Here is a 25,643-nt window from a genome sequence, read left to right as displayed (position 1 = left end):
GTCACTGCTCCCTCTTGATGCGGCGGTAGCGGCGCACCATGGCAAACGCCAGTATGGCCACTACGATAACCGCCAGCAAGATCGCGCCCAGCGGCGTTTCCGTCAGGGCGGCGCCCACCACCTCGAACACGCTGCTGCCCTTGCCGTCGGGGCCGAATGTGCCGTCCTCGGCGGCTTGGAGGTAGGTCAGGGCGGAAACGGCAGCAGAAGCATCCATGACCGGATCGGCGTAGACCGGCAGGCTGCCCAAATCATCCAGCGGCGCTTCCACCTCGAAGCTGGAAAGAAAGCCCACTCCGTCTACATAAAAGGTCTTCATGGCGTCCGCCGCGGTATTTCCGTTTTTCACGAAGCGAGGGTCGTCCAGAGATATTCCCAGCGCTTCCATCATTTCCAGCACGGCGAGCGTTGCCTCGCCGTTTGAAGTACCGGTCATACCCGGAAAGCTGCCATCCGAAAGCTGTACGGAGGACAGGTATTCAATGGCACGGTCTATCGCCTTGGAAATGTACTCCTTGTCCGCGTGGGGAGCAAGGGCGGTGACATTCTCGGCAGTGTACTGCACATAATCCCGGAGTATCGGGGTAACTATCCCGCTATAGCTTGCGTAAGGGTCAAATTGCCCGTCTGCCGTCTGATATTGCAGTATACCGGCGGCGTACTTGTCCACGACCGTATCCGCGTCCACGCCGCGCTTACGCCACATAGACGCATCTACCGAGTCAAAATCCATCAGCGCCTCTCTGTATTCCGCAGTGTCCATGGCAGAGAGATTTGTCAACGGTGCCAAAAAGTCCATGCCGTTTACGTCTGCAGGATCCATATCCAGCGCTTTCATGGCCTGCACCAGAACCGGCGAGTAGGTGTTCGCCTTGCGTCCCATCAGATATTCGCCGCTGGCTCCCGACAGCATCTCAACAAGGCTTTCCAGCTGTGCACGTTGCTCCTCCGGCAGCTTACCGCCGCCGACTTCGGACATGGATAAGATCTCCTTGGCCAAATGGCTTAGAGCACCCTCGGAAACGATCGTGCTGTTTCCATCCCCGTAATACCCCTCTGCCAGCTTCTGTGCATAATCCGCAGACTGCGCCTGTAAAAGTTCACTGTAATCTATGGCATTGTCTTGACGGTTTCCCTTTTCCGGCGTGCTTGCGGACGGTGTTCCCGCCACAGCCACTGCCGGTCTGACACTACAAAGCCCTATAAGTCCCGCTTCGTTTATGTAGGTTCGCCGTTCCACAGCCTTGCCGCGGTCATCCGGGGCATCCGGATCGGACATCAACGATGAGCTGGAGGCGTACCAAGCATCCCCTGATCCGCGGTACCCCCAAAGAATATCATGTCGGTAGAACCCCTGTCCCGGCGCGGGGGCACCGTCAAAATAGCTTTCCTGATACCACCCCATCATGCCGTCCAGCACGGTGTGGCCGTCCTTGGTAAAGCGCTCGTCCGTGAGGGAGATGCCCAGCGCGGCCAGCATTTCCAGCACGGCGGCATCCTCCTCCACGTCCTCCTCGCCAAATCTGAGGAAGCCGCCGCTGTCCAGCTGCTGCATCGAGAGATAGCTTACCGCCTTTTCTATGGCGGCTTTGACCTCCGGACGGCTCTGGTAAGGCGCCAGCGCCTGCGCGGACTTTGCCGTCAGCAGGATGTAGTCGAACCGATCCGGCTCAGCAGCCACGCCCTTTTGCTTCAGCTCGGCAGGCCATTGGGAGGTATAGCGAAATTCACCACTGTCCTGCTGCCGGGCCAGCGCCTCGGTCAGAAGCTGCTCCCGCAGCACGCTGAACTCGTCCGTCTTACCCGCATCACCTGCGGCGTCCAGGTCCAGCAGCATATCCAGCCTGTCCTCGTCCGCCTCCACCATCTCCGGCCGCCGCAGCGGCTCCAGCAGGTCGTGACCGGCGAGATCCGTCACGTCCAGCCCCATGGCCGCCACCGTGCGGAGCGCGCCGGGGATATAGGCGTACCTGCCCCGCTGCTCCGCCAGCGCCAACCAGTCTGCCAGCGCCTGCAAATACTCGTTGTAGAAGCCCTCCGGCACGTCGGCGCCGGAGACCCACAGCGCGTACACCGCCTTGGTGTTGGTTTCCTGCCGTGCGGCGGATAGGTAGTCCCTGCTCTCGCTGACGGAGTCCGCCACCAGTCCGGACACCGTTTGGTACGCCGCCTCCAGCTCCGCTGTCCAGCCGTCCCATGCAGGCACGGCCTGCGCCGTCACCGGCAGCAGCAGGATCACAGCCAGCAACGCGGTCAGCAGCCGCGTCAGTTGTCGTTTCATTTGCTCTCCCTCCTGCGGCGGACGAGGATGCTGCCGCCGATCATCACCACTGCCGCGCCGCCGATGCACAGCAGCAGCGTCCGCTGCGCCGCGTCCGTCTGCGCCTTTACCGCCAGCACCGCATCCCAGCTCTCCACCAGCTCCCTGTCGTGTTCAGACAGCGCGCGGTACCGCTTCACGATACCGTCCACGATGGGCTTTTCCTTCAAGCCGGCGTCGGTCATAGGCAATATCTCTGCGGCGATATCCGCGTTCAGGCTCTCGATCTCCGCGCACAGCGCGTCAATCTTCTCCTGCGCCGCCGTCAGCTTCTCCATGTACCTGTCATAGCCGTCAAATTCACGGCTCATCTTCAACCGCTCCAGCAGGAAGGCCACCTCCTCCGCGTCCTCCGTGGACAACGCGTCGGGCAGCGCGTCCACGCAGCTTTGCAGCTCCTGCGTAAACTCATAGCTGCCGGCGAAGGACACCTCGCTCTCCTCCGGCGTCAGTATCTTGGAGGATACGCCGCCGGGGCGGAAGTCGTACAGCGGGCTCATGCCCTGCGCCTGCCGCCACACGGACACCAGCGCCAGTAGCGCCTGATCCGTGGCCATGCTGTCGCTCTCCCCGGGTACGGCGGAGGGATTACCCTCATCCAGCTCGTAGGAGTGGGCAAAGCCGCCGTCCTCCTGTTGGTAATAGAACAGCGCGTCCAGCAGGTTCAGTCCGTTCTTCACAAAGCGGGGGTCGTTCTGCGGGTCGATGCCCACGCTGCATAGGGAGATGATGACCTGCGAGGTGGACTCGGAGTTCCGCGTGCCCCAGCTGCGGAAATCCGCCGTGTCCAGCTGGAGCTGCGACAGGCGCTCCAGCGCTCTGTCCACAGGGTCCTTCACATTCAGGGTGGAGGTGCGGTAGTACGGCCCCATGGACTGTATGGCCATGGCCGTGATGTCCGGATCGGCGGTGCTGCCCTGCGCCACCCGCAGGTTAAAGCCGTCGTCGCTGAGCTGATAGGACAGGATGGTCTTTACCAGCTCCGTGCGGGTATAGCTGGCGCCTGCGGGGATGGTGTACTTCATGCTGTCCAGCGTAATCAATCCCCAGAGCCAGCCGTTCAGCCCCTGCCGTCCCAGATCCGCCGTTTTGCCCCGGTCATACACGCCGTCGGCGATCAGGTTGATATCCGCGCCGTTTTCATCCCTGCCGAAGTGGGTGGGGTCGCCGCCGCACGCCAGCACCGCCAGCGCGATGCGGTGCCATTCCGTCGCCTTTGTTCTGTCCAGCTTGTCCGGCTCGCGGTATTTCTGCTCCACATACGTTCTCAGCGCAGCCAGATAGCTGTCGTAGTCGTCCTCCGCGCCGTAGCGGGACAGCCCGATGGGCAGCCAGTCGGCGGCGGTGCTGCCGGCATAGGTCAGCAGCTCGCCGCTCAGTAGCGGCTGACCCTCCGCCACGCCCTGCTGCGCCCGCTTCCACGCCAATATGCCGTCGATGGCCTCGGTGATGTCCGACACGCTGTATTTCCCCTTGGGCACCACCTGACGCTGGTTGGTCTTTGCCGCCGCGTCCGCCTGCTGCTGCGTCATGGGCGTGACGCTGATGGTCACGTCACCGGTGAAGGTGCCGTCCTTGAACTGCACGCGGCCGAGGATGTTGGAATCCTCCACAGGCGTGATATTACCCCATGTCTCCTCGCTCCATTGGGCATCCCTGCCGATTTGGATCTCCACCGTGCCGGTGAAGAAGTCGGGATGCTCCAATGTGACCGACTGCACATAGTACATTCCGTTGACAGAGATGCCGCAGGAGGCCTCTCCGTCCTTGCCTTTGCCCACAGCCAGCGACACACGGGCGACCTTATTTGTGGGCAGGGTATGCCCTTCGTTGGCCGTCAGGTTCAGCACATCTGCGCTGTCTACGCCCACTTTCTCAAACACCCAATAGGGCAGGTTATTCCCTGTTGGGGCGTTGACGGTGATGCTGTATCCCGCCGCGTAAGCTGCGGGTATCATGCCCAATACCAGCGCCAGCGCCAGCAGAAACGCCGCCCAATTCCGCACTTTTCTTCTCACAGAGGCATCCCTCCCATTTCCGTTTATATAGCCGTATTCGCGTGGACGGAAATTCCGCCCACGCGAATCGGCAGACCGCCCTCTAAGAGCCGTCTATTTCACTTATTTCTTGCTGGCCACATCGTCACGCTCATCGCGCTTGACCTTGTGGTAGCGGCGCACCGCGCCCACGATGACCAAGGCTGTAACCACGGCCACGATGCTCCAGACGATGATGGGATTCTCGCGCACCACCGTGCCGATGACCTCCCACACGGAGTTGCCGCCGCCGCTGGCGCCGCCCTCGGCCTCCTGACCGTCCGGCACATCCTCCGGGGCTTCGGAGGTCTGGGTGTCATCAGGCTCAGCCTCAGGTTCTTCCGCGTTCTCGGACAGGCTCTCCATCGTCACCTGCTGGGCATCCAGCCACACGGGGAAGGTCAGGGACGTGCCGCTGCTTTCCCAGTTGGTATACAGGCGCTCCGTCAAGTTCAGCAGGCTGTCGGTGTACTGTGCAAGGATCTCCTCCACTGTGCCGCTGGCCATACCGCTGCCGGTGGTCAGCCACGTACTGAAGGTCGCCTCGCTGCCGGTATCCATGTAGCGCTGGAGCGCCTTGCCGATGATGTCGCCGTTCTTGCTGTTCAGGCCACTGTGTTCGTTCAAGCTGGCCAGCAGCAGCGCTGCCAGGCTCTTGGCCTCGTCGGTATCCTTGGACTTAGCCGCTGCGGCCATGTTGTCCAGGCTGTTGGTGATAAACGCACGCAGCACGCTGGGGGAAGCCTTCAGCCACTGGGCGAAGGTCTTACCGCCGCCGTTAGCGCCCCACTCGGCGTAAGCGGCCAGCACCAGGCCCTTGATGTTGTACTCCACATCCATATTCAGGCCGTCTTGCAGGCCCTCATCGTCCTCATCGCCTGCGCCGTCGCCGGTATCTGTGCCGCTGCCGTCGCCGTTACCGCCGCTGCCGCCATTACCACCGCCGTTACCGCCGCTGCCGGTGCTGGCGAAGGCGGCCACCACCAGCGCGTTGGCTTCGCCCAGTGTGAAGCTGTCGCCACTTTCCAGCGCCGTGGTGCTGCCCGTGCTCATCAGATCCAGCGTCAGGCTCTTGAGCGCATAGCTGCTGTCCTTGGGCGTGGCCGTGACGGTCACGCTCATACCTTTAGGCCCATAGACCGCATTGTCCGCATCGCCAGTGAAGTTGCGGCTGCTCTTGATGCTCACTGCACCGCCTGTGCCGCACTCGGCCTTGGCACGGTAGTAGCTGGTGGACGTTCCCTCACCGATGGGGACAGGATAGTTGTTTGCGCCCTGCGTCCAGTAGTTAGCGTGTGCACCAGTGCTGCCGTCCACGCCCCAGGCTACCTTGCCGCTGGCGAAGTCGTCTGCGCTGGCCCACTCACCGGCGCTGGAAACGGAGTCCTTCTTGTCCGCCAGATAGTAGCTGTCGGACACATTTTCCTCTTTCAGCTCGGTGGGCGCAAGGCCGATATTGGCACCCGGGACATAGCTGAAGGAATTTCTGACCCTATTATACGAACCCCAGCCGTAGAGGATACCAAAGGCCTTGACGGGCGTGCTCGCCTCGACCTTTCCGGTGTTCCAGCAGAATTCTACTGTGCCGCCGTAGCCGCCGTTGGTAAGGATACCCGCCGCATAGTCCGTGCCGGTAATCGCGCCTGTATTGCTGCAGTACATTGCCTTGATGCCATTGACGCAGATACCCGCAGCCTGCTTGCCGGTCACAGCGCCGCTGTTGCTGCACCGCTCATAGCTTCCGCCCGCCGCAATGCCGGAGGCGTACCCCTGTGTCGCAGATATGCTTCCACTGTTGGCGCAGCTCGTGTAGGAGCCGTTGCTATATGTTTCATTCCCAGTCATTCCGCCTGCGGTTCTTTCGCCGACTACCTTAGCGCTGTTGGTACAACCCGCTAAAACGTGATCCTGACGGTTGCTGTATCCCTTACCGGCCAGTCCGCCTGCATATCTGCCGGTCACGGAACCGTCCCTGTTGTGGCAGTTTGTCATTGCGACGCGTCCTCTGCCCAGAAGGCCGCCCGAGCCAAATATGCCGCCGCTGACCGTCAGGTTTTCAGCAACGACATTACGCAGCTCCAGCACAGTTTCGCCCTCTACAGCCGCCACAAGGCCACCGCAGCATGACGTCCCGCTGCTTGTGAACTTCACGCTGCCGTCCTTCAGCGTCAGATCCCGCATCGTCATGGGCACACCGTAAGTACCTCGCACGTTGCCGAAAAGTCCTGCCCAGTTCCCGTTTGTTTCCACCTTCAGCCCGCTGATGGTCTTGCCGCCGCCGTCCAGACTGCCGCCGAAGAAATGGTAGGCATCGACGCCGATGGGCGTCCACGGCTCGTTGTTCAGATCGATGTTATTGGTCAGCCTGAACCACTTGCCGGTGTAGCTGAAGCCGTTTTTGTTGACCTGCGTTTGCAGGGCAGTCAGGTCGGCGGCGTTGGAGATCTGATAGGCATCAGCTTCCGTGCCGCTGCCTGCCCAGATCGGCGACCACACGGCATAGAGCGTCACGGTTTCGCCTTTTTTCACCGATACCGTTTTACCGGCAGCATAGTTGCTGTCAGCCGTCGTCGCTTTGGGCTTTGTGCTCCAGCCGAGGAACGTGCCGTTCTCGTGCTTGAAGCCCAATTCCGTATCGGACTTAATGGTGAAGCTTCCGGTATCGCCTTCGACCCGCTGCTGCTCCGTTACAGCCGCTCCTTCGCCGCCGTTGGGGTCATAGATAAGGGTGATCACGCCCTCCACGCCGGGTTCAAAGCTGCCGTCCCAGCGCGTGATATGCACAGGGTTATAGGGCGCGACCTGCTTGTTGATCCACTCGGTGTAAGTGCTTCTGTTCTTGTTCAGCAACTCCACCAGCTCGGTGCCATCCACCTTGTACACGGTCTTGTTGTCCTCGGTGGTAGCGGTGATATTCTGCGCTTCACTGCTGCTATCCTTGATATATTTCTGCTCAACTGCACCGTTCAGCTTGCAGAGATAGTAGCTGTTGGTGGCAGCTCGGCTGCTGATGCCGTAGGTACCACTTTCCGCACCGGTCACGTCACCCAGGTTGTAGCTGTTGGTCACGTTGCCATTGCCCGAAATGCCGCCCGTCACATATCTATTCTTATCGGTTGCACCAGTGACACTCCCGTTGTTATAGCAGTTTGTTGCAGCTCCGTATCCGACAATACCGCCGGTATATATTTTTTTATTTGCCGTGCTGGAAGCGGTTACACTGCCGGTATTCCAGCAGAGATCCGCTGCACTGCCGACCTGTCCGGCTACGCCACCAATGTAACACTTATTCTTAATGTTATCTACGGTTATCGTTCCTTCATTTAAGCAGTTGGAAATCGCACCTTGAACTTTACCCGTCACACCGCCGTATGCCATGCCGTTGGTGGTGCTGTTTGCCGCATCGACTTTAACAGCAATATTACTGCGGCAAAAACGGATTTCGCTTCCACTTTCAGTCGTACCGACAATTCCGCCCACATAATTTATCTTGCCGTCTGCCTGCACTGATCCCGATACGGCAAGGTTCAATATTTGGCCAGGCGAAACCAGTTTTTCAAACATTCCCGCAGTCTTTGAATTGAAGTCACCACCTGTGTAGTTTACATTTAAGCCCGTGATCTCATAGCCCTTGCCATCAAAAGCACCTGCAAAACGTGGAATGGGCTTCCATCCGCTATTTTCCAGATCAATGTTATTACCCAACGACAGAGTCCATCCATTAAAATTCTTGGATACGCCATCAATACTTCCATTGGCCAGCAGGCAGAAACCCATCAATTCGTCAGCACTCTTGAGAACGTAGTTTTTTTCCGCCCCAGCGCTTTCATACCAGCGAATGTCGGCCTTGACCAGTGAATAGGTATACTCCACATTACTGCCGGTTATACGAAGATAGTCTTTTCCTCCCACTTGTGTTGCCGCAGGAGCAAACACGATTTGATACCCCTTCGGAGCGGTGAATGTGACCGGCACATCAGACACGCCACCAATATAGCCGCTTGCAGCATAGTAGTATTGGTTTCCAGCGACATCGGTCAGCACCTTTTTGTCGCTGCTACCAAGTGTGACCACTACATCTTCGGGCTGATTATCCGGCTTAGTCAGCTTCAGCTCACTCGCTGCCGCCATTGTCAAGGACGTGGACGCGTTTCCCAACTGCGGCATCTTTTCTGCCTTAGTCGTATCATACACCCAAACGTAAGAAGATCCCCCCAGTTCATACGCCACACGGCCCAGCTGGAACTCCTCCGCTGTACGTGCGCCGGTGTCGATATCTGCGCCGAAGGTGGAAGTATCTGCCAAATAGAAGCACTTCGTCACCGTGCCGCTGCCGACCACGGCAGGGGTGTTTTTGCTCTTGGCATTGTAGTAGTAGCAGCTATTCACCGTGCCGCTGTTCTGTCCCACCAAACCGCCGCCTGCGCCGGTGACATCTGCGGTGGACATACAATTCTCCACCGTGCCGGACTTCAGCGTAGTCACCAGCCGTCCTTTGCCGCCGCTGATGGTCACATACTGGATGATGCCATTTACCATGCCAAACAGGTCACCATTCAGGCCGGAAATCGTGTAGTAAGTACTACCATTTCTGCCGTTGAATGTTCCCTTGAACGAATGATCTGTCTTACCGATGGGCGTCCACAGTTCGCTGTTGAGGCCAATATCTGCATCGAGTGAGATGGTCTTGCCCGTCATCTCATCCTTGCCGCTGTTGACCATGCGGGCCAGCGCCTTCAGCTGGTCAGCCGTGGCGACCGTCGCAGTATTTCCGCTACGTCCAAGCGCGCTGTTCCACGCGGCAATGGTATCAAAATCGTCCTTCGTACCGTAATACAGCGTAGTCTTCGTGCCGGAGATAGTGAAATCTTCACTGGGACTTACAGGACTCGCTTCCGTTCCGTCTTCCTTTGTGGTCACCCAAAGCTCAGTCTTGCCATCAGAGCGCATCAGTTTTACCACTGACGTATCTGCACCGATGGTGTAGATATTGTTCTCCGCATCATAAGTGACATCTTCTCCTTCAACAGATGCGACAAACTCGCAGTCGGGGAAAAGCGGAATCAAACTTATAGTTTTATCTTTCTGCTCCGTGCCGCCGGTAGCAAGCACAGGATAGTCCGTACCTTGTGCCCAGTTCATGCAGTCAGTCGGCAATGCGTCGTTCAGCAACTCCACCACCGTCTTGCCAGTCTCGCCGACTACCGCAGCGCCTTTGAACTGCTCCGTTGTTACCACTGTGACGCCAGTCTGCTCTGCGTTCACGTTCGTGTAGCAGTCTGTGGCCGTACCGCCGCACACGCTCCGGCTATACCCCTCGTCCATGCCGGTATAGTAATACCAGCAGTTAACGGCATTGCCGCTGCCGACCACACCGCCAACACTTCTCCAACCCTCGACTACACCGTAAAAGCCACAGTTCTGAACTGTACCGCCACTGTTGTTTGCCACGATACCGCCAATTGTGGATCCATTCGGCATATTAACATTGCCTTCTACGATGAGATTTTTGACGATCGCTTTAGATATCGGCCCAAACAACCCCACATTTTCGGCGTTGCCACTGCTGATCTGCAGGCCGGTTACAATGTGGCCATTGCCATCAAATGTACCCTGAAAACTCTTGCCATTCTTCCTGAAGTTCTTGCCGATCGGCGTCCACTCCTGCTCACCAAGATCGATGTCTGCCGTCAACATTACAGTCTTTCCAGAAAAGACATTCTTGTTGTTTACCTGTGCTGCCAGCCATGCCAACTCCGCACCGGTGCTGATCTCATAGATTCCCTCAGCGTTGGGTTCAACCGCCGCTATGGACGCACCGTCCCACGAATTTGCAGCAGCATACAGAGATATGCCCAGCAGAGTATCCTCCTGGACATCATAGATGTCGCCGTCGTCTGCATCTTCTTCGTCTGCAATTATCTCGTCATCTTCGCTGGGTTCTTTATCCTCGTCACCGGGGTTGGTGGGCTGTTCGTCCTTGCCGTCCTCGGTGTTCTTGTCCTCATTGTTCTCGCTGTCCTCGCCGGGGGCGGGATCAGCCGGGTTCGCGTTGCCCTCGATGATGGCCGTACCGCTGCCGCCCACCACCTCCGTGGCAAAGGCCGCGGGGGTCACCAGCGTCAGCGTGAGCACCAGGCTCATCAGCAGGCTCACGATGCGCCGAGACACATTGCTTGTCCGTTTCTTCATGTGATTTGCTCCTCTCTCTGTTGAACGTATCTATGTAAAAACTATTTAGTTACTGCCCTTCGGCATCACCACATACAGCTTGCCGGTCTCCGGGTCCTCGTACACCGTACCCTTCTGCTCGAAGCTGCTGGAGGACTGGATATCCTGCTCCAGCTCTTCGGCGTTGTCCAGCTCCTTCATCTGCTCCCGCTGCAGGATCTCCACCCGCGTCTTGCTGAGATCCACGTTCCAGTTCAGTATGACCGCCGCCATCAGCCCGCAGGCGAACACCAGCATCACGTCCGACAGGTTCGCCAGCCCGGACATGGCGTCCACCTCCTCCGTCACCCGGCGGCGGGAGGAAAACTTACCCTTCAACATCGCTCGTGACCTCCTCCAAAACTGCCTCCATCAGCGTTTCCAGCGACACCATGTCGTCGTTGTACCACCGCTTGCGGATGTGGGAGATGACGCTGGCCACCGCCGCCGCGATCACACCGGCGATGGTGGTGTCGAATGCCACGTTCATGGACTCCGACAGCGTCACCGTGTCGCCCTGTCCCAGCGCCACGATGCCGGGGCCCAGGGGTATCAGCGTGCCCAGCAGGCCGAACATGGGGCCCAGCTTGGCGATCATGTCCGTGATGGAGGTGGTGCGGGCGTTCCGCGCCTCCTCCGTGGCGAGCAGACGTTCCGCCAGCGCCGTCAGGGTGTCCTTGGGCAGCCCCCGGCTCTCCGCCAGCTCCAGCAGGGCCTTCTTCTGCCGCCGCAGCAGGCCGCTGTTTTCAATCAGCTCCGCAAGGCCGTCCGCGCCCGCCGCGTGTACGTCGCGCAGCAGCTGGGGGACGTTACACTTATGCTTGCGGCGTTCCGCGATGTACTCAACCACGATGTCGCCGATCTGCCAGACCGCCCCGGCCATCAGAATTATCAGTATAATGAGGCAGGGGATCATCAGCGCCTGGGCGATGGTATGCAGTATTTCACTCAAAGAGATCATGTGTGTTTGCTCCTATTCCTGTTTCTCGCCCCGCAGATGGGGCGTATTTTTCCCGTTACCTGCCCCGCAGGGGCGGGTAACATATTTGCTTTTGTATGTGGTTTTGGTCTTGCCGTTCAACAAAGAGAGGAGGTGGGAGGGGCGGCTTTTCCCCTCCCACCCTTATGGAAAGCTGACAGTCTCCGTTCAGACCGTCATGGCTTGACAAGGGTAACTCAGCAGGACACCTCCTGCTCGGCGGCTTCTGCCGCTTTCTCAATTTCGCGCTGGCGGGCAGCGGCATCACGAGCCTCTTTCTTTTCCTGCTCCAGCCGCTTTTTCTCTTTCAGCCGTGATTGCTGCGCCGCATGACTGGCTGCGGCCTTGGCGCGTTTCGCCTTCTTCTTGCGCTCGGATTCCTCGTAGAACAGCGGCTCCTGCACGGCTTTTTCCCGCTTGTAGCGTGCGGTGTCTTTCAACTTGGGCTCTTTCGCCGGTGGCCGCAGACGTGCCATCTCCAATACTGCGGCCCAACCGCCGAAGCGCTCCTCGATAAACGTGCCGCCGTCTATCTCGCAGGGACTGGGCGTGTGCCGCAGCAGTTCAGCACGATTGCCGACGTATTGCGCCAAATGCGCCAGCGGCGTATCCGCGTGCTTTTCGGCAAACTCCGCGTCCCGCGCTTCCAACGCCGCCACGGTACGCTTGGCCACATTACGCTCAAACCAACTCTTGTAGTCAAATCTCTCGCGGGGATTCCTGTTGGACATAGACGTGATCCTCCCTTACAAAAAAACGCCGGTTTTCCAAAGAAAACCAGCGGTGATCTGGCAGAAATGAAAATGCGCTGACGAATCTCGCCAGCGCGCACTCCCGCCTATGCCGTCAGGGAGAGATCGCCCGCTGTCCAACACTGATCCTCCATCGTGCAATTCTTCTGCCCTAACGTCACGAAGGGCTTTTGCCCTTCTCGTACCTGAACCTACCTTCTCAGAGCGTTCGCTCCAATGGCTGCTATTCGCCACACGGCATTTCTGCCGCTTTGGTCCATTCCTTACGTCAACAGCGCCGTCCGCAGGGGGTATCACCCCGTTCCTTCAAAACTGCCGCCTGACGGTAATGATATACCGTCTTTACAGTGACAGCCACACGACTTCGCAAGACCTTTTATTCAGTTTTTGGCCTCGATTTTTTCGCAAAGTAACATACTTTGCGAAAATTTTCCAATTTCAACCGAATAACAGTATATACCAGCCGTTTTTCCGTGTCAACAACGAGTTCTAATTTTCGACTTTTTTCTGGCGTAAATCTGGAATGCCTTGCAGCGCAAGGCGTTCCGCGCTTTTTCGCAAAGTATGTTACTTTGCGAAAATTTTTGTGCCATTTTTTGGATAAAGGACGCCTTTCGGCGTCCTTTTTTACGTTATTCCCTTGAGAAAACCAATCCCCTCCACGGCTCTGCGCTTGTAGTCCATGGACGAGTGGACGTATAGCCGAAGCGTGGTGCGGACATCGGCGTGGCCCAGCAGTTCGCTGACGCTTTTCACGTCCACCCCGCGCTCCACACACCGCGTGGCGTAGCTGTGCCGCAGGCAATGGAAATTCCGATACCGCACACCGCAGCGCTCCAACAACACCTTATAGCGGTATTGCATCGCCCGCGGGTCAGGGACGATCTCCCCGCCGGTCAGCAGGTAGCTGTCCGGCTGCTTTGTCTCTGGCTTCAGCATCCGCAGCATCTCTTTCGGAATGGGTATCCAGCGTTCGGAGTTCTCCGTTTTCGGTGGCTGCACTGTCAGGCACGTCCCGCCGCCTATCTGCGCGATGCGCTCCACCGTCCGCTGGATGTGCAGCAGTCCCGCGCCGACGTCCACGTCCTGCCATTGCAGGCCGCACAGCTCTCCCAGCCGCAACCCGGTGTAGGCTGTCAGCAGCACGCCAAGTCCCGTCCTGTCTGGGCGGCGCAGAATGACCTGTCCCATCTGCTTCAGTTCCGGCTCGGTGAACACCTCCACGGCCTTCTGCCGCACCTTCGGCAGCGTCACATCCTCGCCGTAGCCCACACCGGCCATACCTACGATCCGCAGCAGAAGGCCACCGATTTCTCGCACCAGCTTGGGCGAATAGTCCTCCTGTAACTGCTGGATGTAGTCGTTGATCTCCGCCGCCGTCAGTTCCGCCGCCACGCGCTCGCCCAGCGCCGGCAGGATGTGGCATTGGATGTTGCGGCGGTAGCACGCCAGCGTGGATGGCTTTACGCTCCCAACCATATCCTCTAAAAAGATAGCGGACAACCGTTCCACCGTGGCGTCCCTGCGGACGTATTTCCTGCGTTCTCCCATTTTTTCAAGCACCTTTCCGTCCCCCATAGGTGCCCTGACTTCATGCAAAAAGCGCCGGCAAATGCCGACGCTTCTCTCGTGTAAACGGGCGCGAAGCCCCCGTTCATGCAGCTCGGTTTCAGGCGTGTGCATTGTGACGCTTACCGGCGCGACCTGACTTATCTCCTGCCTCAGAGGAGCCTCACAGTGACCTGTTCGCGGGGACTTTGACCCACATTCCAACTTTCACCGAAACGCCGCAGCGTTTCAGACCGGTAAGCCTATTCACTTTTCGGGGGCTACGGGTGCTATTATGATGAAGACCCCGTCGTTTTGCAAGAGGGGATTTGTTTCGCGGAAGGATACATTTTTGCGGCGTCGTTTGTTCGTTCCCGCGAAGCCGTATGGGAACTGCGTTCTTGTCTGTATTACATGACGTGTTCTCATGCTTTTTTAGCGAAAGTTGAACGTTTATGTATTCCCGTTTTCCGCCACCCACGTCCGTACATAGTCCACGAACAGACGGGTGGAGTTGGAAAGTGCCTTCTTGTCCTTGACACCGATGCCGATGGTGCGGTAGAAGTGCAGGGGCGCATGACAGACCTTGATGGGCGTGGGGCTGTGGCGCACCATGAGCTCCGGCAGCAGGCTGATGCCCAACCCCTCCGACACCATGGCGAGGATGGTCCGATCCTCCCGGGCGATGTACTTCACGTTGGGGCGGATGCCCATCTCGTCAAACGCCGCCATGATCTCGTAGTCGTCGCCCTCCTCCAGCTGGATGAAGGGTTCCTCTGCCAGCGCAGACACGGGGAACGGGTCACGGTCGGCGTAGGGATGGTCACAGGGGACGATGACCTGCAATTCGTCCCGATGCAGGGCGTAGGTCTGCAAGCGCTTCACCGACGGCAGGCGTAGAAAGCCGCAGTCCACCGCGCCGCTGACGATCCAGCCCTCGATCTGGTCGTAGAAGTCGCCGGTGACGACTTCAAATTCGATATTAGGGTATACCTTGCCGAAGCTCTTGAGGATGCGGGGCAGCCACTGGGCAGATACGCTGGAGAAGGTGGCGATCTTCACCAAGCCGCTGTCCATGTCCTTCAGCCCCTCCACCGTCTGCATCAGGGAGTGGTGGGCGGCGCACAGCTTTTCGATCTTGGGCAGCACTGCCCGTCCGTCCGCCGTCAGCACCACGCCGCCGCGGTTGCGGCTCAACAGCTTCACGCCCAGCTCGTTTTCCAGCGAGTTGATGGCGTGGCTGATGCCGGACTGGGTGAAGTTCATGGCCTCCGCCGCCTTGGAGAAGCTGCCGCAAGAAACAGTTTTCAGAAAGACCTGATATTTGGAAATACTCATGACGCACCTCGTTTCGAGGTGCATTATACTATACAAGTCCTCATGTTTTCAAGAACAAAGATGCGCTTCACAAATCTTTTTCGACCTGCTATGATAAGGCCATGGTTCAGCCAACCATACTTTTTCTTTTCCATGAGGATTTACCTCAAAATAGCACCGGCAGCGTGTGGGTAACGCCGCCGGTGTTGTTTTTATTCGTTCAGCTTCTGTTCCTCGTCGTGGACGAACATGATGAGAAAACTGACGGTCAGCAGCCCGCAGGACAGCCAGATCGTCCCCGCGCCCCAATGGAGCGTGGCTATGCTGCCGATACCCGCGCCCAGCGCGAACAGCAGCACCACGCCGAAATACGTCAGTGCCTTGCGGAGTATTTCCTTATCCCCCGTATGGAAGTAGGCGCACAGCGCCTCCGTACCGCTGCGCATATTGCCGATACACATGGTGCTGGCGTAGGCGTGACCCCGCACCTTGCGGAAGGTCTGCACCTGCATGGCGCACACGAAGGACACCACGGCGTTGGCGGTGGTGTTCAGCGTCTCCGGCAGGAAGCCCACCGCCGCCAGCAGCACGATCTCCGCCAGAATGATAAGCTGCCGCCAGTGTACCTTCTCCATCCGCTTGAAGTGCCGGTGAACGCACTCCGCGATGTAGATACCCAGCAGGAACGCCAGCACGGGGACTAAGTATCGCAGCGCCTGTCCCCAGTCTCCCTCGAATAGATGCGTACTCAGCAGCACGATATTGCCGGTCTGGGCGTTGGCGAACACCTTGCCCCGGCAGCAATAGGTATAGGCGTCCTGCAATCCTCCGGATAGGATGATGAAAAAGGCTGTCAGCATGGAATCGGACATCTGCCCGTGATGCTTTTGCAGGAAAGTCATGCGCGATGCCGCCTCACTTTGCCACCGGTGCGTCCGGCCAGTAGATGACGTAGCACTCCTGCATCTCACCCATATAGAAGAAGATGTTTTCGCCCATCTCGATGTGCTCCCCAAAGGTCAGGTCGGGCACAAACAGCCGCCCGCTGGTGCGCTTGGGCCCCTTGATGGTAAAGCCCTCCGCTGTGGGGTGCTGCCGCAGCTCGTTGGCCGCTTCCTCCAGTCCGGGGAAGTGCAGCGTCCGTTCCAGCTCTGCCAGCTGTGTCGCGCCGTTGATATAGACCAGGTGATTTTCGTCCTTGAACCAGTTGATACGCATGGTACGTCCTCCTTGGTGGTGATGTGGGTAGTATAGCACAGCGTATGAAATTTGTCACGCGATCGAAAAGCGGCAGGTGCGCGGATTGCACATCTGCCGTTTTTTGGGTATTCTGTTGCGCGGACGGCGTAACTTTTTCGTAAATCAGCATCATTTAGGAAACCTGCGCCGCCGCGCCATGTCGTGCGGCGGCTTTTGCTGCGCCTGACGGGATTTCTGACGGCGCAAGGTCTGCGTTTCCGCAGATGGGCAGGAAGCAGATGCTCTGCACCGCCTGCTGCTTATGCCGCAGGGAGACATGGACATAGGTTTGCAGCGTGATCCGCACGTCGCTGTGGCCCAGCATTTCGCTGACGCTCTTGACATCCACGTACTGCTCGATGCAGCGTGTGGCGTAGGTGTGCCGCAGGGCATGAAAATTTCGATACGGGACGCCCGCCCGTTTCAACAGCGACCTATATCGGTTCTGCATAGTACGCGGTTCCAACGCATCGCTGAAGCCTGTCAGCAGACAGACGCTGCCCGCGTTCTCGGGTCTGTGCGCTGCCAGCAGGGACAGGATATCAGTTGGCAGCGGTATTCTCCGCAGCGACGATTCGCTCTTGGGCGGCTGCACAATGAGTCTTGTGCAGCCTTTCACATAGATCCGCTGTACCTCCCGCTCCACCCGCAGAAAGCCCGCATGGAGGTCGATGTCCGACCAACGCAGCGCACACAGCTCTCCCAGACGAAGGCCGCTGTTCAGCGTCAACAGAACACCAAGGCCGGTCAGATTCGGCTCGTCCATGATATGATGTGCCAGCTGTACGATCTCCGGCTCGGTGAATATCTCCACCTGCCGCTTCTTGTATACCGGCAGTTCTGCGTTCAGGCCCGTGCAGAAGCATCCGTGCTTGGACGCCTTCCGCAGAATGGCCCGCAGCAATACGCCAACGTCCCGTGTGCTTTTGGCCGATAGACCCTGTTCCTGGAGCTTCCGGTAAAAATCCGCTACCCGCTGCTCCGTCAGTGTGTATAGCGGCGCTGCTCCCAACTGCGGCTGGATATACTGCCGCACCACATACCGATACCGGCTGACAGTGGACTCCTTCAGTTTTCGCTCTCGCTCCGCGAAAAACAGACCCACGGCTTCCGGCAGTGTCATGTTATTGCTGGGCGTGATCTCGCGGGGCAGCTCCCGCAGGCACTGTCGCCGCTTTTCCCGGCAAGCGCTGTAAGTGGCGGCATAGACGTAGCCGTACTGCGCCCGTCCCTCCGGCGTCCGACCTCGGATATAGCGGCCCTCCCAGCGGCCATCTCCGCGCTTATAGATGTTCTCCCCTCTGCGTGCCATTTCGTACTCCTCCTGACGCGATTTTTGACGGCGAACACCCTTTTTATCATCCATCATCGCGGAAAGGCTCGGCGGATATACCTCCCGTTTCGGTCTCCAGCGACTGTTTTCGCCCTGACACCGATGCCATACTTGACTTCCCGCCCCGCAAATGCTATCGTTTTACCATAGCCGGTGGCGAAAAATGCTTTCCTGAATGATGCTGATTTACGAAGGATGTCGCTCCATCTGGCTGAGTTTATTATGCCCAGGAGGGACATAAAAATGCCACAGGTCAACGGGGATAACCTACTGCACCAGCAGATCGTCAAACGCACCATCGAGGCCCTGCAAGCGCAGGACGAGGCTTTTGCGATAGAATATGAAACCGCCAGCGACGCCGACCTCATCGCCTATGTGCGGCAATGTGTCGATGCATCCTATACGCCAGCGCCCTGTGAGATCGTGGGTGGTGCGTACATTGCCCAGCGCTTCGGCAACTGGTCTGCGGCGCTGAAGGCCGCAGAGCTGCCTTCGCAGTACAAGCCGCCGCGGGAGCATCACTATCCCCGCTACGAGCAGGAGTACCAGCGGCAGGAGGTGCAGCTCTTGCAGGAACGAAAAGCGAAACGGCAGGCCAAGGCCGATCTCGTCGCTCAACGTAAGAACCGCGACAAGGCCCGCGCCGCCGCCAACGCCGCGAAGAAGAACAATGAAAAATGAAGGGTGTATCGAGCGATACACCCTTCATCAATTTTTATTACGTTCTCCGCGCCAGTGTCTGCGTATGCAGGAGGGCATCCATCAGCATCCGTCCATCCTCGCGGTCGCTCCACCAATATGGGCGGAGAAACAACAGCGCATTCTCCAGCCAAACGTAATCGTCCCTCGTCAGCGCATGGCTTTTAAGTCCTTCGCTGATCCGTGTATACGATTCCCTGACCTTTTCACTGGCGTGTTCCCGCACCAAATAGGCGTTGAGCAGGCCTGTGATCACAGATACTTCTTCCTCGGTGTAGAACATAGCTACCCTCCTCGTAGACAAACACACAGGTCAGAGTATAGCACATTTACTCTGCGTCTACAAGAAGTCTTGTCTCATTCTTTCCTCTGTCTTAGTACCTCCGATAGAGTGAGTCCTTCCGGGTGCGCCATGGTGACGCTACCCTTATGACAGTTCAAGAGCGCACCTCTCCCTTGGCGGGAGGTGCGCTCTTTTCCTGCTCACTTGACGCGGTACAGGTTGCTGGTCAGACTGCCGTTGGGACGGCGGCGATGGGTGCGCTCCAGGAAACCGTGACGTTCCAAATCTGTCAACGCCCGCTGCACGGTGCGGCGGGACAGCTTCAAGTCCTCCGCGATCCTGCGGACGCTGGGCCAGCAGGTATTCCCTGCGTCAGACCGATCCTTGAGGTACATATAGACTGTCCTTGCTCGGTGAGACAAGTCCTGGTCTGCATAGATGCTTCCAAAGTAGCTCATGGCCTTGTGTCCTCGCTGTAGAGCCCCATGGCCGAGCGAGGTGCTCTTCTCTGTGTGGTCGATGCCTGCTGCGCCTGTGCGGGCTGGTCACTGCTGCTATATCTTTTGCTGATACTGAGGAACAATTCCTGACGGCTGGCGTAGGCCACAGGCCGCGCCGCGTGTTCCGGTGTGGCATAGGTCGCATCGAAGGTAATGCCCCAGTCGAGAAACAGCCGCAGCTTCGTCTGCATAGGATGCGTCCCCGTTTTCATCACCACAAAGCTGCCCTTGGGAATGGATTTCAGCTCGTCCGGCGTCATCAGTGGACGCTCTATCATCTGCAAGCTCTGGCTGGGATCGTTCTTCCCCTTACTGACAGAGCCGCTGAGCACCGTGCGGCTGCCCAGCGATTTGGAGAGCTGCTCCGCCGTCTGACTGTTGGGCGCAAAGCCGCCGAAGATGGTATCCTGACAGTTGTCAGTCAATATTTCTGCGCCTTCTCTGCCGTAATTCTTCTCCAACTGCGCCAGCGATTGGATGATGGGTACCAGTGTGATACCACGGGAGCGACCCGCGCTGAACAGTGCCTCCACATCAAAGGCGGGCATAGTTCCGAACTCATCACAATAGAACACCACGCGGCTGGGCAGATGCCCACCGTTCTCGTCCGCCACGGCGAACAACTCCCGTGCCAGCGTCTGTATCATCAGCCCTGCCATGAAGTTCTTGGTGGTGTCCTCCTCCGGCAGGATGAGGAAGATAGCGGACTTCTCCGCCGCAAACTGCTCGGCGTTGGTGGCACTGTCGAAGCACAGCACCTGCTCCAGCTCCGAGTCCAGGAAGGCGTTGAGCCGGGACAGCACCGTGGACATGACGGAGGCCATGGCCTGTTCGGAGGCATCCAGCGCTGCACCGGCAAACCACCGGGCCTTGTGTATGTCTGGCAGTCTGTCCATCAGAAGCGCAAACCAGTTTTTGCCGCGAACGCCGGAGGGCGCTAATAGTTCCTGCACCAGCTTGAATACGGACACGATGTGTCGGCGCTCTGCGGGGCATTTGCTGTCCGGCGGCAGGAACTCCGCCAGCAGAAGCACCACGGATGTCAGCAAGCCCTCCGCCGCATCGTAGAAGTAGGCGTTCTGTCCGTAGTCTGTGTCGCCGTTCGGTGATACGATGGTCTTGGCCAGTATCTTGGTGTACTTCTCCGCTTTGGCGCGTGCAGCGAGATTGCCTGTCTTTCGTGCCATGTCCATATAATGATTGATGAGCGTCAGCAGGTTGTAGCCATCCGAGCGCGTGGGGTTACGAAGATCCACCACGGAAACATGATAGCCATAATACCGTGCCGCCACTGCGCCATAGTTGCGGGCGAGGTCACCCTTGGTATCCAGTGCCAGGAAGCTCATACCGCTGGCGCAGGCATATTCCAAGTTTGGGTACAAAAAGTACGCTGTCTTACCCACGCCGGATGCGCCGATCATAAGACAATGCACATCGTCCTTGTCTACCAGCGCGGTGATACCGTGCTTGCCGCTGATACTGCCCAGCACAAGTCCCTGCGCTTCAGGCAGATTTTTGCCTGCCCGCCAGTCCGGCACTTGGAAGGGGACGAGGGCGTAGGTCTTGCGGAGCTCCGCATCGGTTGCCCACCGCGCCGTGCCATGCTGCCCGTCGCCCACGGTCTTGGACTTGATGTTGTTCAGTGTGTAGTGGTCGCCCAACAGCGACAGCGTAACGATGACCGCCACCATGACGCCTGCCGCCGCAAAGAGTATCCAGAGGTTATCTGTCACAGGATTTCTCCTTTCTTTTTTTATCGATTTATGTTACTATTACCCTGTAAAAATAGGGGAGGGACACTACATGAGCCATCTCGTTGCCACCGAATATAAATGCTTTGAGGACATTCGCAGAACGCGCTCTGACGGTTCCGAGTATTGGTATGCCAGAGAACTGGCTCCGGTCCTGGATTATGCAAAATGGGAAAACTTTGCCAAGGTCATCAAGCGCGCTATGATCGCCTGTGAAAACAGTGGGCATAACGTTGCCGAATGTTTTCCTGATGTCAGGAAAACATCGCCTATGCCTCACGGCGGTGTGAAGGAGCTTGTTGACTATGAGTTGTCCCGCTACGCCTGCTATCTGATTGTGCAGAACGGTGATCCGCGCAAAGAGGTCATCGCGCTGGGACAAACCTATTTCGCCATCCAAACCTATCGGCAGGAAGTGGCAGCCCGTTTTAACCAGCTGGACGAAGACAGCCGCCGGCTGGTCGTGCGCGGCGACATCAAGCAGTGGAATCAGCTGCTTGCCGAAGCAGCCAGAAACGCCGGTGTGATCACGGCAGATGAATTTGCCGTATTCCAAAATGCCGGGTACATGGGATTATACGGCGGCATGACCGTGGATGACATTCACCGCAAAAAGAACTTGGAAGTCGGTCAAAAGATCCTCGACTACATGGGCAGCACAGAGCTGATTGCAAACCTGTTCCGTATTTCTCAGACCGAGGAGAAGCTGCGGAAAGATAGTGTGAACAGTGCCGATGCCGCCACCGCCGTTCATTACAAGGTCGGCAGTGAAGTACGAGAAGCCATCGAAAAAATCGGCGGCACAATGCCGGAAGATCTGCCCACTCCCGAAAAGAGCATTGCCCAGCTGGAAAAGGAACAGCTTCAGCGGTTAAAGCAGCAGGCGTTGGATGGACAGTTGATGTTGGATGAATGAAGGTTTCAGCAGCCTTGTGCTGGTAGCCATTTTACGTCTATTGCCGCCAAATACTGTTGAACATAGCGCCTTTCCTTTTTAGCTGTTTTGTGTTACTATGTGAAAAAGTGGTATGATAAGTATGTGAAGCGACATATCTTGATGGAGGACGCATGGACGAGCTATACACAAAACTTGCAAATCTTGCCGCACGGTATGGTGCACAGCGGTTAGTCCTCTACGGCTCCCGCGCCAGAGGAGACTTCCACGCACGCAGCGATGTTGACCTCGCTGTATACGGTATGCCCGAGAAGCAGCGCGGCGGCTTTTCCCTTGAGGCAGAGGATCTTCCCACGCTCTTGAAGCTGGATATCGTGCATATCTCCGAGAATATGGAACCCGCGTTTCTGCAAAACATCGAGAAGGATGGTGTAACACTGTATGCTGCAGAAGATTGAAAACTATAAACGTGCCTTTGCACAGTTGGAAGATGCCGTCAAAAGCTATCTTGCAGCGCCGCAGGATACGTTGTACCGTGATGGACTGATCCAACGTTTTGAGTTCACAGTGGAGCTGGCGTGGAAATCGCTCCGCGAATACTTGGAGGATCAGGGCGTTGTGCTCGCCGTCGTTTCGCCTCGCGCTGTGCTGAAGGACGCCTATGCCGCCGGCATAATCGACGATGCCGATATGTGGAACGCGATCATTTCCGCACGAAATATTACCTCCCATGTCTACGATGAGGCTACCGCCACCGAAATCGCACGGCAGATCTGTGAGGATTTCACGCCCGTACTCCGTTCTTTGCTATTGCGCTACCAACAGTGACATGAATTTACCCCGACAGCCTTATGCTGTCGGGGTTTTCGCTTTGCCTCGCTTCGCGCACAGGTCATCGTTCCAGTCTTTTCCCTGCGGACGCAGACGCTCCACGTCCACATCCATCTCCTCCAGCACTTCCATCATGCTTTCACAGGCATCCTCACCAGCCTCGTCATTGTCGAGGCAGAGATAGACCGTATCCAGCTTTGGATTCTGCCGCAGACGCTCCAACACCGGCTGGATGGATGTGCCGCAGCAGGCCACATAGCTATGCTCCAGCCATCCCGCCGGATAGAGCGTGATGTGAGACAGCAGGTCGATGGGTGCTTCAAAGACATATAGGGATCGATCTGTACCGTTCCTGTGGAAGCTGTGCTTTGCCTCACTGCCCTCCACATTGATACGGAACACCTTTCCGCTGCTGCTTGTGCTGCGAAGATGTGCGTGCTTGGCCTCGCCGTGCTCGTCCATGCCCACGAACACGCAGTTGTGATGCGCGGCATCCTCATAGAGTAGCTTCTCCCGCACGAACGCCGTGACCACGTCGCGGTCGATGCGCCGGTGAGTAGTCAGGTAGGCATAGAGCCGCCGCATATTGAGATAGGCCTCCGGCAGCGCGAAAGGCTTCGGCTCACGCGGCTCAGGCTCTTTCTTGACGATGGGGATGATGCCCTGACCGTCCCGCCCCAGCAGCATAGTCACCGCTTCGGGATAGGTCTTGTCGTAGAATTGCTGCACGGAGCTGATGGCGCGTCCGCCCTTCCGTGCGGCATGGTCATACCACATCGGCCCGCGCACGGTGATGCTGTGATCGCTGACCAGCCGGTAATCCCGTCCGGCCATAATGAGTTTCTCGCCTCGATCCAACAGAAAAGACGGCAGGTCAACCTCGTTGGCCTGCCGTTTCTCCGCGGATGTGAAATATACAAATTTGCCCATAATCCTCCTCATGTAAAAAGCGAGCCGCATAGCGACCCGCTTCTTTCTATTCTTCTCGTTGATAATGAGGTTCCGGCGTGTATTTCTCTTTTTGATATTTCCGATATTTCTCCTGTGATGTGCTTCTGTATTCATTTGCAGACGGGACTTCATCATACTTAACAGGTTCATCGCAAATGGCATCCAGCAAAATCTTCTCCAAATGCTCATACTCAGAAATATGAAATCCTTGCTCATACAACAACATCATGTTGGCACGGGACTGTTCGGCTTCGATCAGTTCTAAGGTCTTTTCGTCCTTAATCTGCAGCTTGTTGCGCAGCACCGGCACGCCATCATAGAGATAAATGTCAGGTATGGCTCTGCACCTGTACCGCCATTTTCCTATGAGAAGCCAGCAGTGCCGCCTTCATCTGTTCTCCTGTGATCTCACCTCTCGCCCAGCTATTGGACAGCGTTTTCGCATAATGAGATACGGGAGCACCCTCTATGGCATTGATGGCATCTGCCGTTTTGACAGCGGCGATCCGACGGTTTATCTGTTTTTTGGCCATAGTGGCTCACCTCACTTTTAGAACTAGAATACCACACAGAACGAAAAAGCGGAAGAGAAATTTCATAGTCACAGTATCTGCTCATTCCGCAAGCGCTCCTGCTCCTCATGGTCGTCCCGCTTGTGCCCCATGGCCATACGTTTCTCCTGTAACCGTCTGCGGCGCTTGGAGTCGATACGCAGCGCAGGCGGGATGACCGGCATATTGCCGCAGAACATACGACTCATGTGGAGGAGCAGCTGCATGACCGCATCGGCTGGTAGAGCGGTTCTCGGCATCTCTGGCAGCGGCTGCTGCACTGCGGTCGGTGTTTCATCAGAAGACTCCCGCGACTCCCTCGGTTCTGCATCTGTACTCGTCTGCACCGGCGTGGGTTCACAGATCGTTTCCGCCTCACGGATGATGAAGTTCTTGATGGCACGGAACTCTTTTTGCTGTACCAGTGGCTGATGGGGCGGCGTGTTCCGTCCGTAGTAACCGGCGATCTCATCCTTCAGCCGCCACCATTGGTCATAGCAAGCCGCCACCTCTGGGAGCTGCGCCAGCCGGTCAACGATCTCGTCCACCTGTGCCTTGACCTCCTTGGGCAGATAGCCATAGACGTGTTTGCCATCGACCTGCTCCAATGCGTGGGACAGGTTACACAGCTTTTGCTCTATCACGGGGTCAGCTGACTCGCTGTTCTCCAGCATCCTGATATATAGCAGCAGTGACTCTTTCGCGGTCTGGATGCTCTCTTTGTAGGCAGCGTCCTTCTTGATATAGAGTTCTTTCATCTCCTCATGGAAGATAGCGTTCGTCATCCTGGAACGCATGACTGCGATACCCTCCCGCGTGAGATACCCTTTCTTCGGTTCCGCCGACCACGCCATCATATGCACATGGGGATGATGCCCCTCGTCGTGGTACGCCGCGTACCAGCGGAAATCATCCGTCTGAATCCGCATAGCCTCCGCAATAGCGGCGCTCTCATGCTTCAACAGATTCCGCCACGCGGCAGCTTTGTTGTACCCAAGTCGCTCCGCGTCCTCACGCCGCAGGGAGAAAATAAACGTCCACACTTTTCCGTCGTGAGCGTCCAGCTCGGCCTTCGCCGCCTTGAGGTCGGTGGTGTCCACCTCGCTGAACAGGCCATGGCCGCCGTGCTTTTCGGCACGGGGACGCTGGGCGATATAGGACATATAGCCGCTCTCGGACTCCACTTCGTGCAGATGTGTATCCAGCGCCACGGCGATAAATGCGGATGCTGTACCGCGATTGGGCGTCTGTAGGTAGTCACTGTACTCGAATAGCTCCTTTGCGTCCGGGAAGTCCTTCAGCAGTTTTTGGATGAATTGCTCCTGCTTCTTGGTCACAGGCTCGGTGCTCTGGATGATCTCTACACCGTCCCGCGTAGCAACGTATTCCATGTAGCCGGTTGCCTTGCCGTTCTTGATGTAGCCACTTTTTTGTATCAGCCGCGCCAT

22 protein-coding genes are annotated in these 25,643 nt (G+C 57.5%); 4 read left to right on the top strand and 18 right to left on the bottom strand.

Annotated elements, in window-relative coordinates; translation table 11 throughout:
- Position 1 precedes the first annotated feature (1 nt).
- The 11 genes from ACOMDU_RS10025 to ACOMDU_RS09975 form a co-directional block, all read right to left on the bottom strand.
- Positions 2-2,281, bottom strand: a complete 2,280-nt coding sequence (locus ACOMDU_RS10025) for a hypothetical protein (RefSeq protein ID WP_421130180.1) — start codon at positions 2,279-2,281, stop codon at positions 2-4.
- Complete coding sequence (locus ACOMDU_RS10020) at positions 2,278-4,338, bottom strand: prenyltransferase/squalene oxidase repeat-containing protein (RefSeq protein WP_421130179.1); 2,061 nt, start codon at positions 4,336-4,338, stop codon at positions 2,278-2,280. The genes ACOMDU_RS10025 and ACOMDU_RS10020 overlap by 4 nt, the downstream gene beginning before the upstream one ends.
- Positions 4,339-4,440: 102 nt before the next feature.
- Positions 4,441-10,548, bottom strand: coding sequence for a hypothetical protein (locus ACOMDU_RS10015; RefSeq protein ID WP_421130178.1), 6,108 nt, complete (start codon positions 10,546-10,548; stop codon positions 4,441-4,443).
- A 45-nt stretch (positions 10,549-10,593) separates the two neighbouring features.
- Positions 10,594-10,908, bottom strand: a complete 315-nt coding sequence (locus tag ACOMDU_RS10010; protein WP_421130177.1) for a DUF2149 domain-containing protein — start codon at positions 10,906-10,908, stop codon at positions 10,594-10,596.
- Positions 10,895-11,527, bottom strand: a complete 633-nt coding sequence (locus ACOMDU_RS10005; protein WP_421130176.1) for a MotA/TolQ/ExbB proton channel family protein — start codon at positions 11,525-11,527, stop codon at positions 10,895-10,897. Before ACOMDU_RS10005 ends, ACOMDU_RS10010 begins: the two co-directional genes overlap by 14 nt.
- A 215-nt stretch (positions 11,528-11,742) precedes the next feature.
- Positions 11,743-12,276: a hypothetical protein gene (locus tag ACOMDU_RS10000; protein ID WP_421130175.1), complete on the bottom strand. Its 534-nt coding sequence runs from the start codon at positions 12,274-12,276 to the stop codon at positions 11,743-11,745.
- Positions 12,277-12,924: 648 nt separating this feature from the next.
- Complete coding sequence (locus tag ACOMDU_RS09995; RefSeq protein ID WP_421130174.1) at positions 12,925-13,848, bottom strand: tyrosine-type recombinase/integrase; 924 nt, start codon at positions 13,846-13,848, stop codon at positions 12,925-12,927.
- 450 nt (positions 13,849-14,298) lie between these two features.
- A complete protein-coding gene (locus ACOMDU_RS09990; RefSeq protein WP_421130173.1) occupies positions 14,299-15,183 on the bottom strand; it encodes a LysR family transcriptional regulator in 885 nt (294 codons plus the stop codon).
- A 191-nt stretch (positions 15,184-15,374) separates the two neighbouring features.
- Positions 15,375-16,064: a YoaK family protein gene (locus tag ACOMDU_RS09985; RefSeq protein WP_421130172.1), complete on the bottom strand. Its 690-nt coding sequence runs from the start codon at positions 16,062-16,064 to the stop codon at positions 15,375-15,377.
- A 13-nt stretch (positions 16,065-16,077) separates the two neighbouring features.
- The gene (locus tag ACOMDU_RS09980) at positions 16,078-16,380 is read right to left on the bottom strand and encodes a hypothetical protein (RefSeq protein ID WP_421130171.1); all 303 of its coding nucleotides are present in this window, start codon (positions 16,378-16,380) and stop codon (positions 16,078-16,080) included.
- Positions 16,381-16,534: 154 nt separating this feature from the next.
- Positions 16,535-17,713: a tyrosine-type recombinase/integrase gene (locus tag ACOMDU_RS09975; protein ID WP_421130170.1), complete on the bottom strand. Its 1,179-nt coding sequence runs from the start codon at positions 17,711-17,713 to the stop codon at positions 16,535-16,537.
- 264 nt (positions 17,714-17,977) lie between these two features.
- Between ACOMDU_RS09975 and ACOMDU_RS09970 the strand changes: the two genes are divergently transcribed.
- Positions 17,978-18,415, top strand: a complete 438-nt coding sequence (locus ACOMDU_RS09970) for a hypothetical protein (RefSeq protein WP_421130169.1) — start codon at positions 17,978-17,980, stop codon at positions 18,413-18,415.
- 37 nt (positions 18,416-18,452) lie between these two features.
- Here the strand turns inward: ACOMDU_RS09970 and ACOMDU_RS09965 are convergent, their stop codons facing one another.
- The 3 genes from ACOMDU_RS09965 to ACOMDU_RS09955 all read right to left on the bottom strand — a co-directional run bounded on the left by ACOMDU_RS09965 (position 18,453) and on the right by ACOMDU_RS09955 (position 20,907).
- Positions 18,453-18,716, bottom strand: coding sequence for a hypothetical protein (locus ACOMDU_RS09965; protein ID WP_421130168.1), 264 nt, complete (start codon positions 18,714-18,716; stop codon positions 18,453-18,455).
- 200 nt (positions 18,717-18,916) lie between these two features.
- Complete coding sequence (locus ACOMDU_RS09960; RefSeq protein ID WP_421130167.1) at positions 18,917-19,174, bottom strand: helix-turn-helix domain-containing protein; 258 nt, start codon at positions 19,172-19,174, stop codon at positions 18,917-18,919.
- Positions 19,171-20,907, bottom strand: a complete 1,737-nt coding sequence (locus tag ACOMDU_RS09955; RefSeq protein ID WP_421130357.1) for a type IV secretory system conjugative DNA transfer family protein — start codon at positions 20,905-20,907, stop codon at positions 19,171-19,173. The genes ACOMDU_RS09960 and ACOMDU_RS09955 overlap by 4 nt, the downstream gene beginning before the upstream one ends.
- A gap of 112 nt (positions 20,908-21,019) precedes the next feature.
- Here ACOMDU_RS09955 and dinD point away from each other — a divergent pair, with 112 nt between their 5' ends.
- From dinD to ACOMDU_RS09940, 3 genes are all read left to right on the top strand, one after another.
- Positions 21,020-21,883, top strand: coding sequence for a DNA damage-inducible protein D (gene dinD / locus ACOMDU_RS09950; protein WP_421130166.1), 864 nt, complete (start codon positions 21,020-21,022; stop codon positions 21,881-21,883).
- 152 nt (positions 21,884-22,035) lie between these two features.
- The gene (locus tag ACOMDU_RS09945; protein ID WP_421130165.1) at positions 22,036-22,320 is read left to right on the top strand and encodes a nucleotidyltransferase family protein; all 285 of its coding nucleotides are present in this window, start codon (positions 22,036-22,038) and stop codon (positions 22,318-22,320) included.
- Complete coding sequence (locus ACOMDU_RS09940) at positions 22,304-22,690, top strand: nucleotidyltransferase substrate binding protein (RefSeq protein ID WP_421130164.1); 387 nt, start codon at positions 22,304-22,306, stop codon at positions 22,688-22,690. The genes ACOMDU_RS09945 and ACOMDU_RS09940 overlap by 17 nt, the downstream gene beginning before the upstream one ends.
- 21 nt (positions 22,691-22,711) lie before the next feature.
- Here ACOMDU_RS09940 and ACOMDU_RS09935 read toward each other — a convergent pair whose 3' ends face one another.
- From ACOMDU_RS09935 to mobP3, 4 genes are all read right to left on the bottom strand, one after another.
- Positions 22,712-23,623, bottom strand: a complete 912-nt coding sequence (locus ACOMDU_RS09935) for a DUF3991 and toprim domain-containing protein (RefSeq protein ID WP_421130163.1) — start codon at positions 23,621-23,623, stop codon at positions 22,712-22,714.
- Between the two features lie 46 nt (positions 23,624-23,669).
- Positions 23,670-23,948 carry a hypothetical protein gene (locus ACOMDU_RS09930; RefSeq protein WP_421130162.1) on the bottom strand — a complete coding sequence of 93 codons (279 nt, stop codon included), beginning with the start codon at positions 23,946-23,948 and terminating at the stop codon, positions 23,670-23,672.
- Positions 23,949-23,973: 25 nt separating this feature from the next.
- Positions 23,974-24,177 carry an antitoxin VbhA family protein gene (locus ACOMDU_RS09925; RefSeq protein ID WP_421130161.1) on the bottom strand — a complete coding sequence of 68 codons (204 nt, stop codon included), beginning with the start codon at positions 24,175-24,177 and terminating at the stop codon, positions 23,974-23,976.
- A 68-nt stretch (positions 24,178-24,245) separates the two neighbouring features.
- Positions 24,246-25,643, bottom strand: coding sequence for a MobP3 family relaxase (gene mobP3 / locus ACOMDU_RS09920; protein ID WP_421130160.1), 1,398 nt, complete (start codon positions 25,641-25,643; stop codon positions 24,246-24,248).

Origin of the sequence: Vescimonas sanitatis (assembly GCF_049060325.1) — a bacterium.
Taxonomy (GTDB): domain Bacteria; phylum Bacillota; class Clostridia; order Oscillospirales; family Oscillospiraceae; genus Vescimonas; species Vescimonas sanitatis.
This window is presented reverse-complemented; position numbering and strand designations above follow the sequence as displayed.

Coding starts and splice junctions, on each gene's coding strand:
- ACOMDU_RS09945 (WP_421130165.1), top strand. CDS start 22,036: ATGGACGAGCTATACACAAAACTTGCAAATCTTGCCGCACGGTATGGT.
- ACOMDU_RS09995 (WP_421130174.1), bottom strand. CDS start 13,848: ATGGGAGAACGCAGGAAATACGTCCGCAGGGACGCCACGGTGGAACGG.
- ACOMDU_RS09990 (WP_421130173.1), bottom strand. CDS start 15,183: ATGAGTATTTCCAAATATCAGGTCTTTCTGAAAACTGTTTCTTGCGGC.
- ACOMDU_RS09935 (WP_421130163.1), bottom strand. CDS start 23,623: ATGGGCAAATTTGTATATTTCACATCCGCGGAGAAACGGCAGGCCAAC.
- ACOMDU_RS10015 (WP_421130178.1), bottom strand. CDS start 10,548: ATGAAGAAACGGACAAGCAATGTGTCTCGGCGCATCGTGAGCCTGCTG.
- ACOMDU_RS10000 (WP_421130175.1), bottom strand. CDS start 12,276: ATGTCCAACAGGAATCCCCGCGAGAGATTTGACTACAAGAGTTGGTTT.
- ACOMDU_RS10025 (WP_421130180.1), bottom strand. CDS start 2,281: ATGAAACGACAACTGACGCGGCTGCTGACCGCGTTGCTGGCTGTGATC.
- ACOMDU_RS09940 (WP_421130164.1), top strand. CDS start 22,304: ATGCTGCAGAAGATTGAAAACTATAAACGTGCCTTTGCACAGTTGGAA.
- ACOMDU_RS10010 (WP_421130177.1), bottom strand. CDS start 10,908: ATGTTGAAGGGTAAGTTTTCCTCCCGCCGCCGGGTGACGGAGGAGGTG.
- mobP3 (WP_421130160.1), bottom strand. CDS start 25,643: ATGGCGCGGCTGATACAAAAAAGTGGCTACATCAAGAACGGCAAGGCA.
- ACOMDU_RS09955 (WP_421130357.1), bottom strand. CDS start 20,907: ATGGTGGCGGTCATCGTTACGCTGTCGCTGTTGGGCGACCACTACACA.
- ACOMDU_RS09970 (WP_421130169.1), top strand. CDS start 17,978: ATGCCACAGGTCAACGGGGATAACCTACTGCACCAGCAGATCGTCAAA.
- ACOMDU_RS09980 (WP_421130171.1), bottom strand. CDS start 16,380: ATGCGTATCAACTGGTTCAAGGACGAAAATCACCTGGTCTATATCAAC.
- ACOMDU_RS10005 (WP_421130176.1), bottom strand. CDS start 11,527: ATGATCTCTTTGAGTGAAATACTGCATACCATCGCCCAGGCGCTGATG.
- ACOMDU_RS09985 (WP_421130172.1), bottom strand. CDS start 16,064: ATGACTTTCCTGCAAAAGCATCACGGGCAGATGTCCGATTCCATGCTG.
- ACOMDU_RS09925 (WP_421130161.1), bottom strand. CDS start 24,177: ATGGCCAAAAAACAGATAAACCGTCGGATCGCCGCTGTCAAAACGGCA.
- ACOMDU_RS09975 (WP_421130170.1), bottom strand. CDS start 17,713: ATGGCACGCAGAGGGGAGAACATCTATAAGCGCGGAGATGGCCGCTGG.
- ACOMDU_RS09960 (WP_421130167.1), bottom strand. CDS start 19,174: ATGAGCTACTTTGGAAGCATCTATGCAGACCAGGACTTGTCTCACCGA.
- ACOMDU_RS09965 (WP_421130168.1), bottom strand. CDS start 18,716: ATGTTCTACACCGAGGAAGAAGTATCTGTGATCACAGGCCTGCTCAAC.
- dinD (WP_421130166.1), top strand. CDS start 21,020: ATGAGCCATCTCGTTGCCACCGAATATAAATGCTTTGAGGACATTCGC.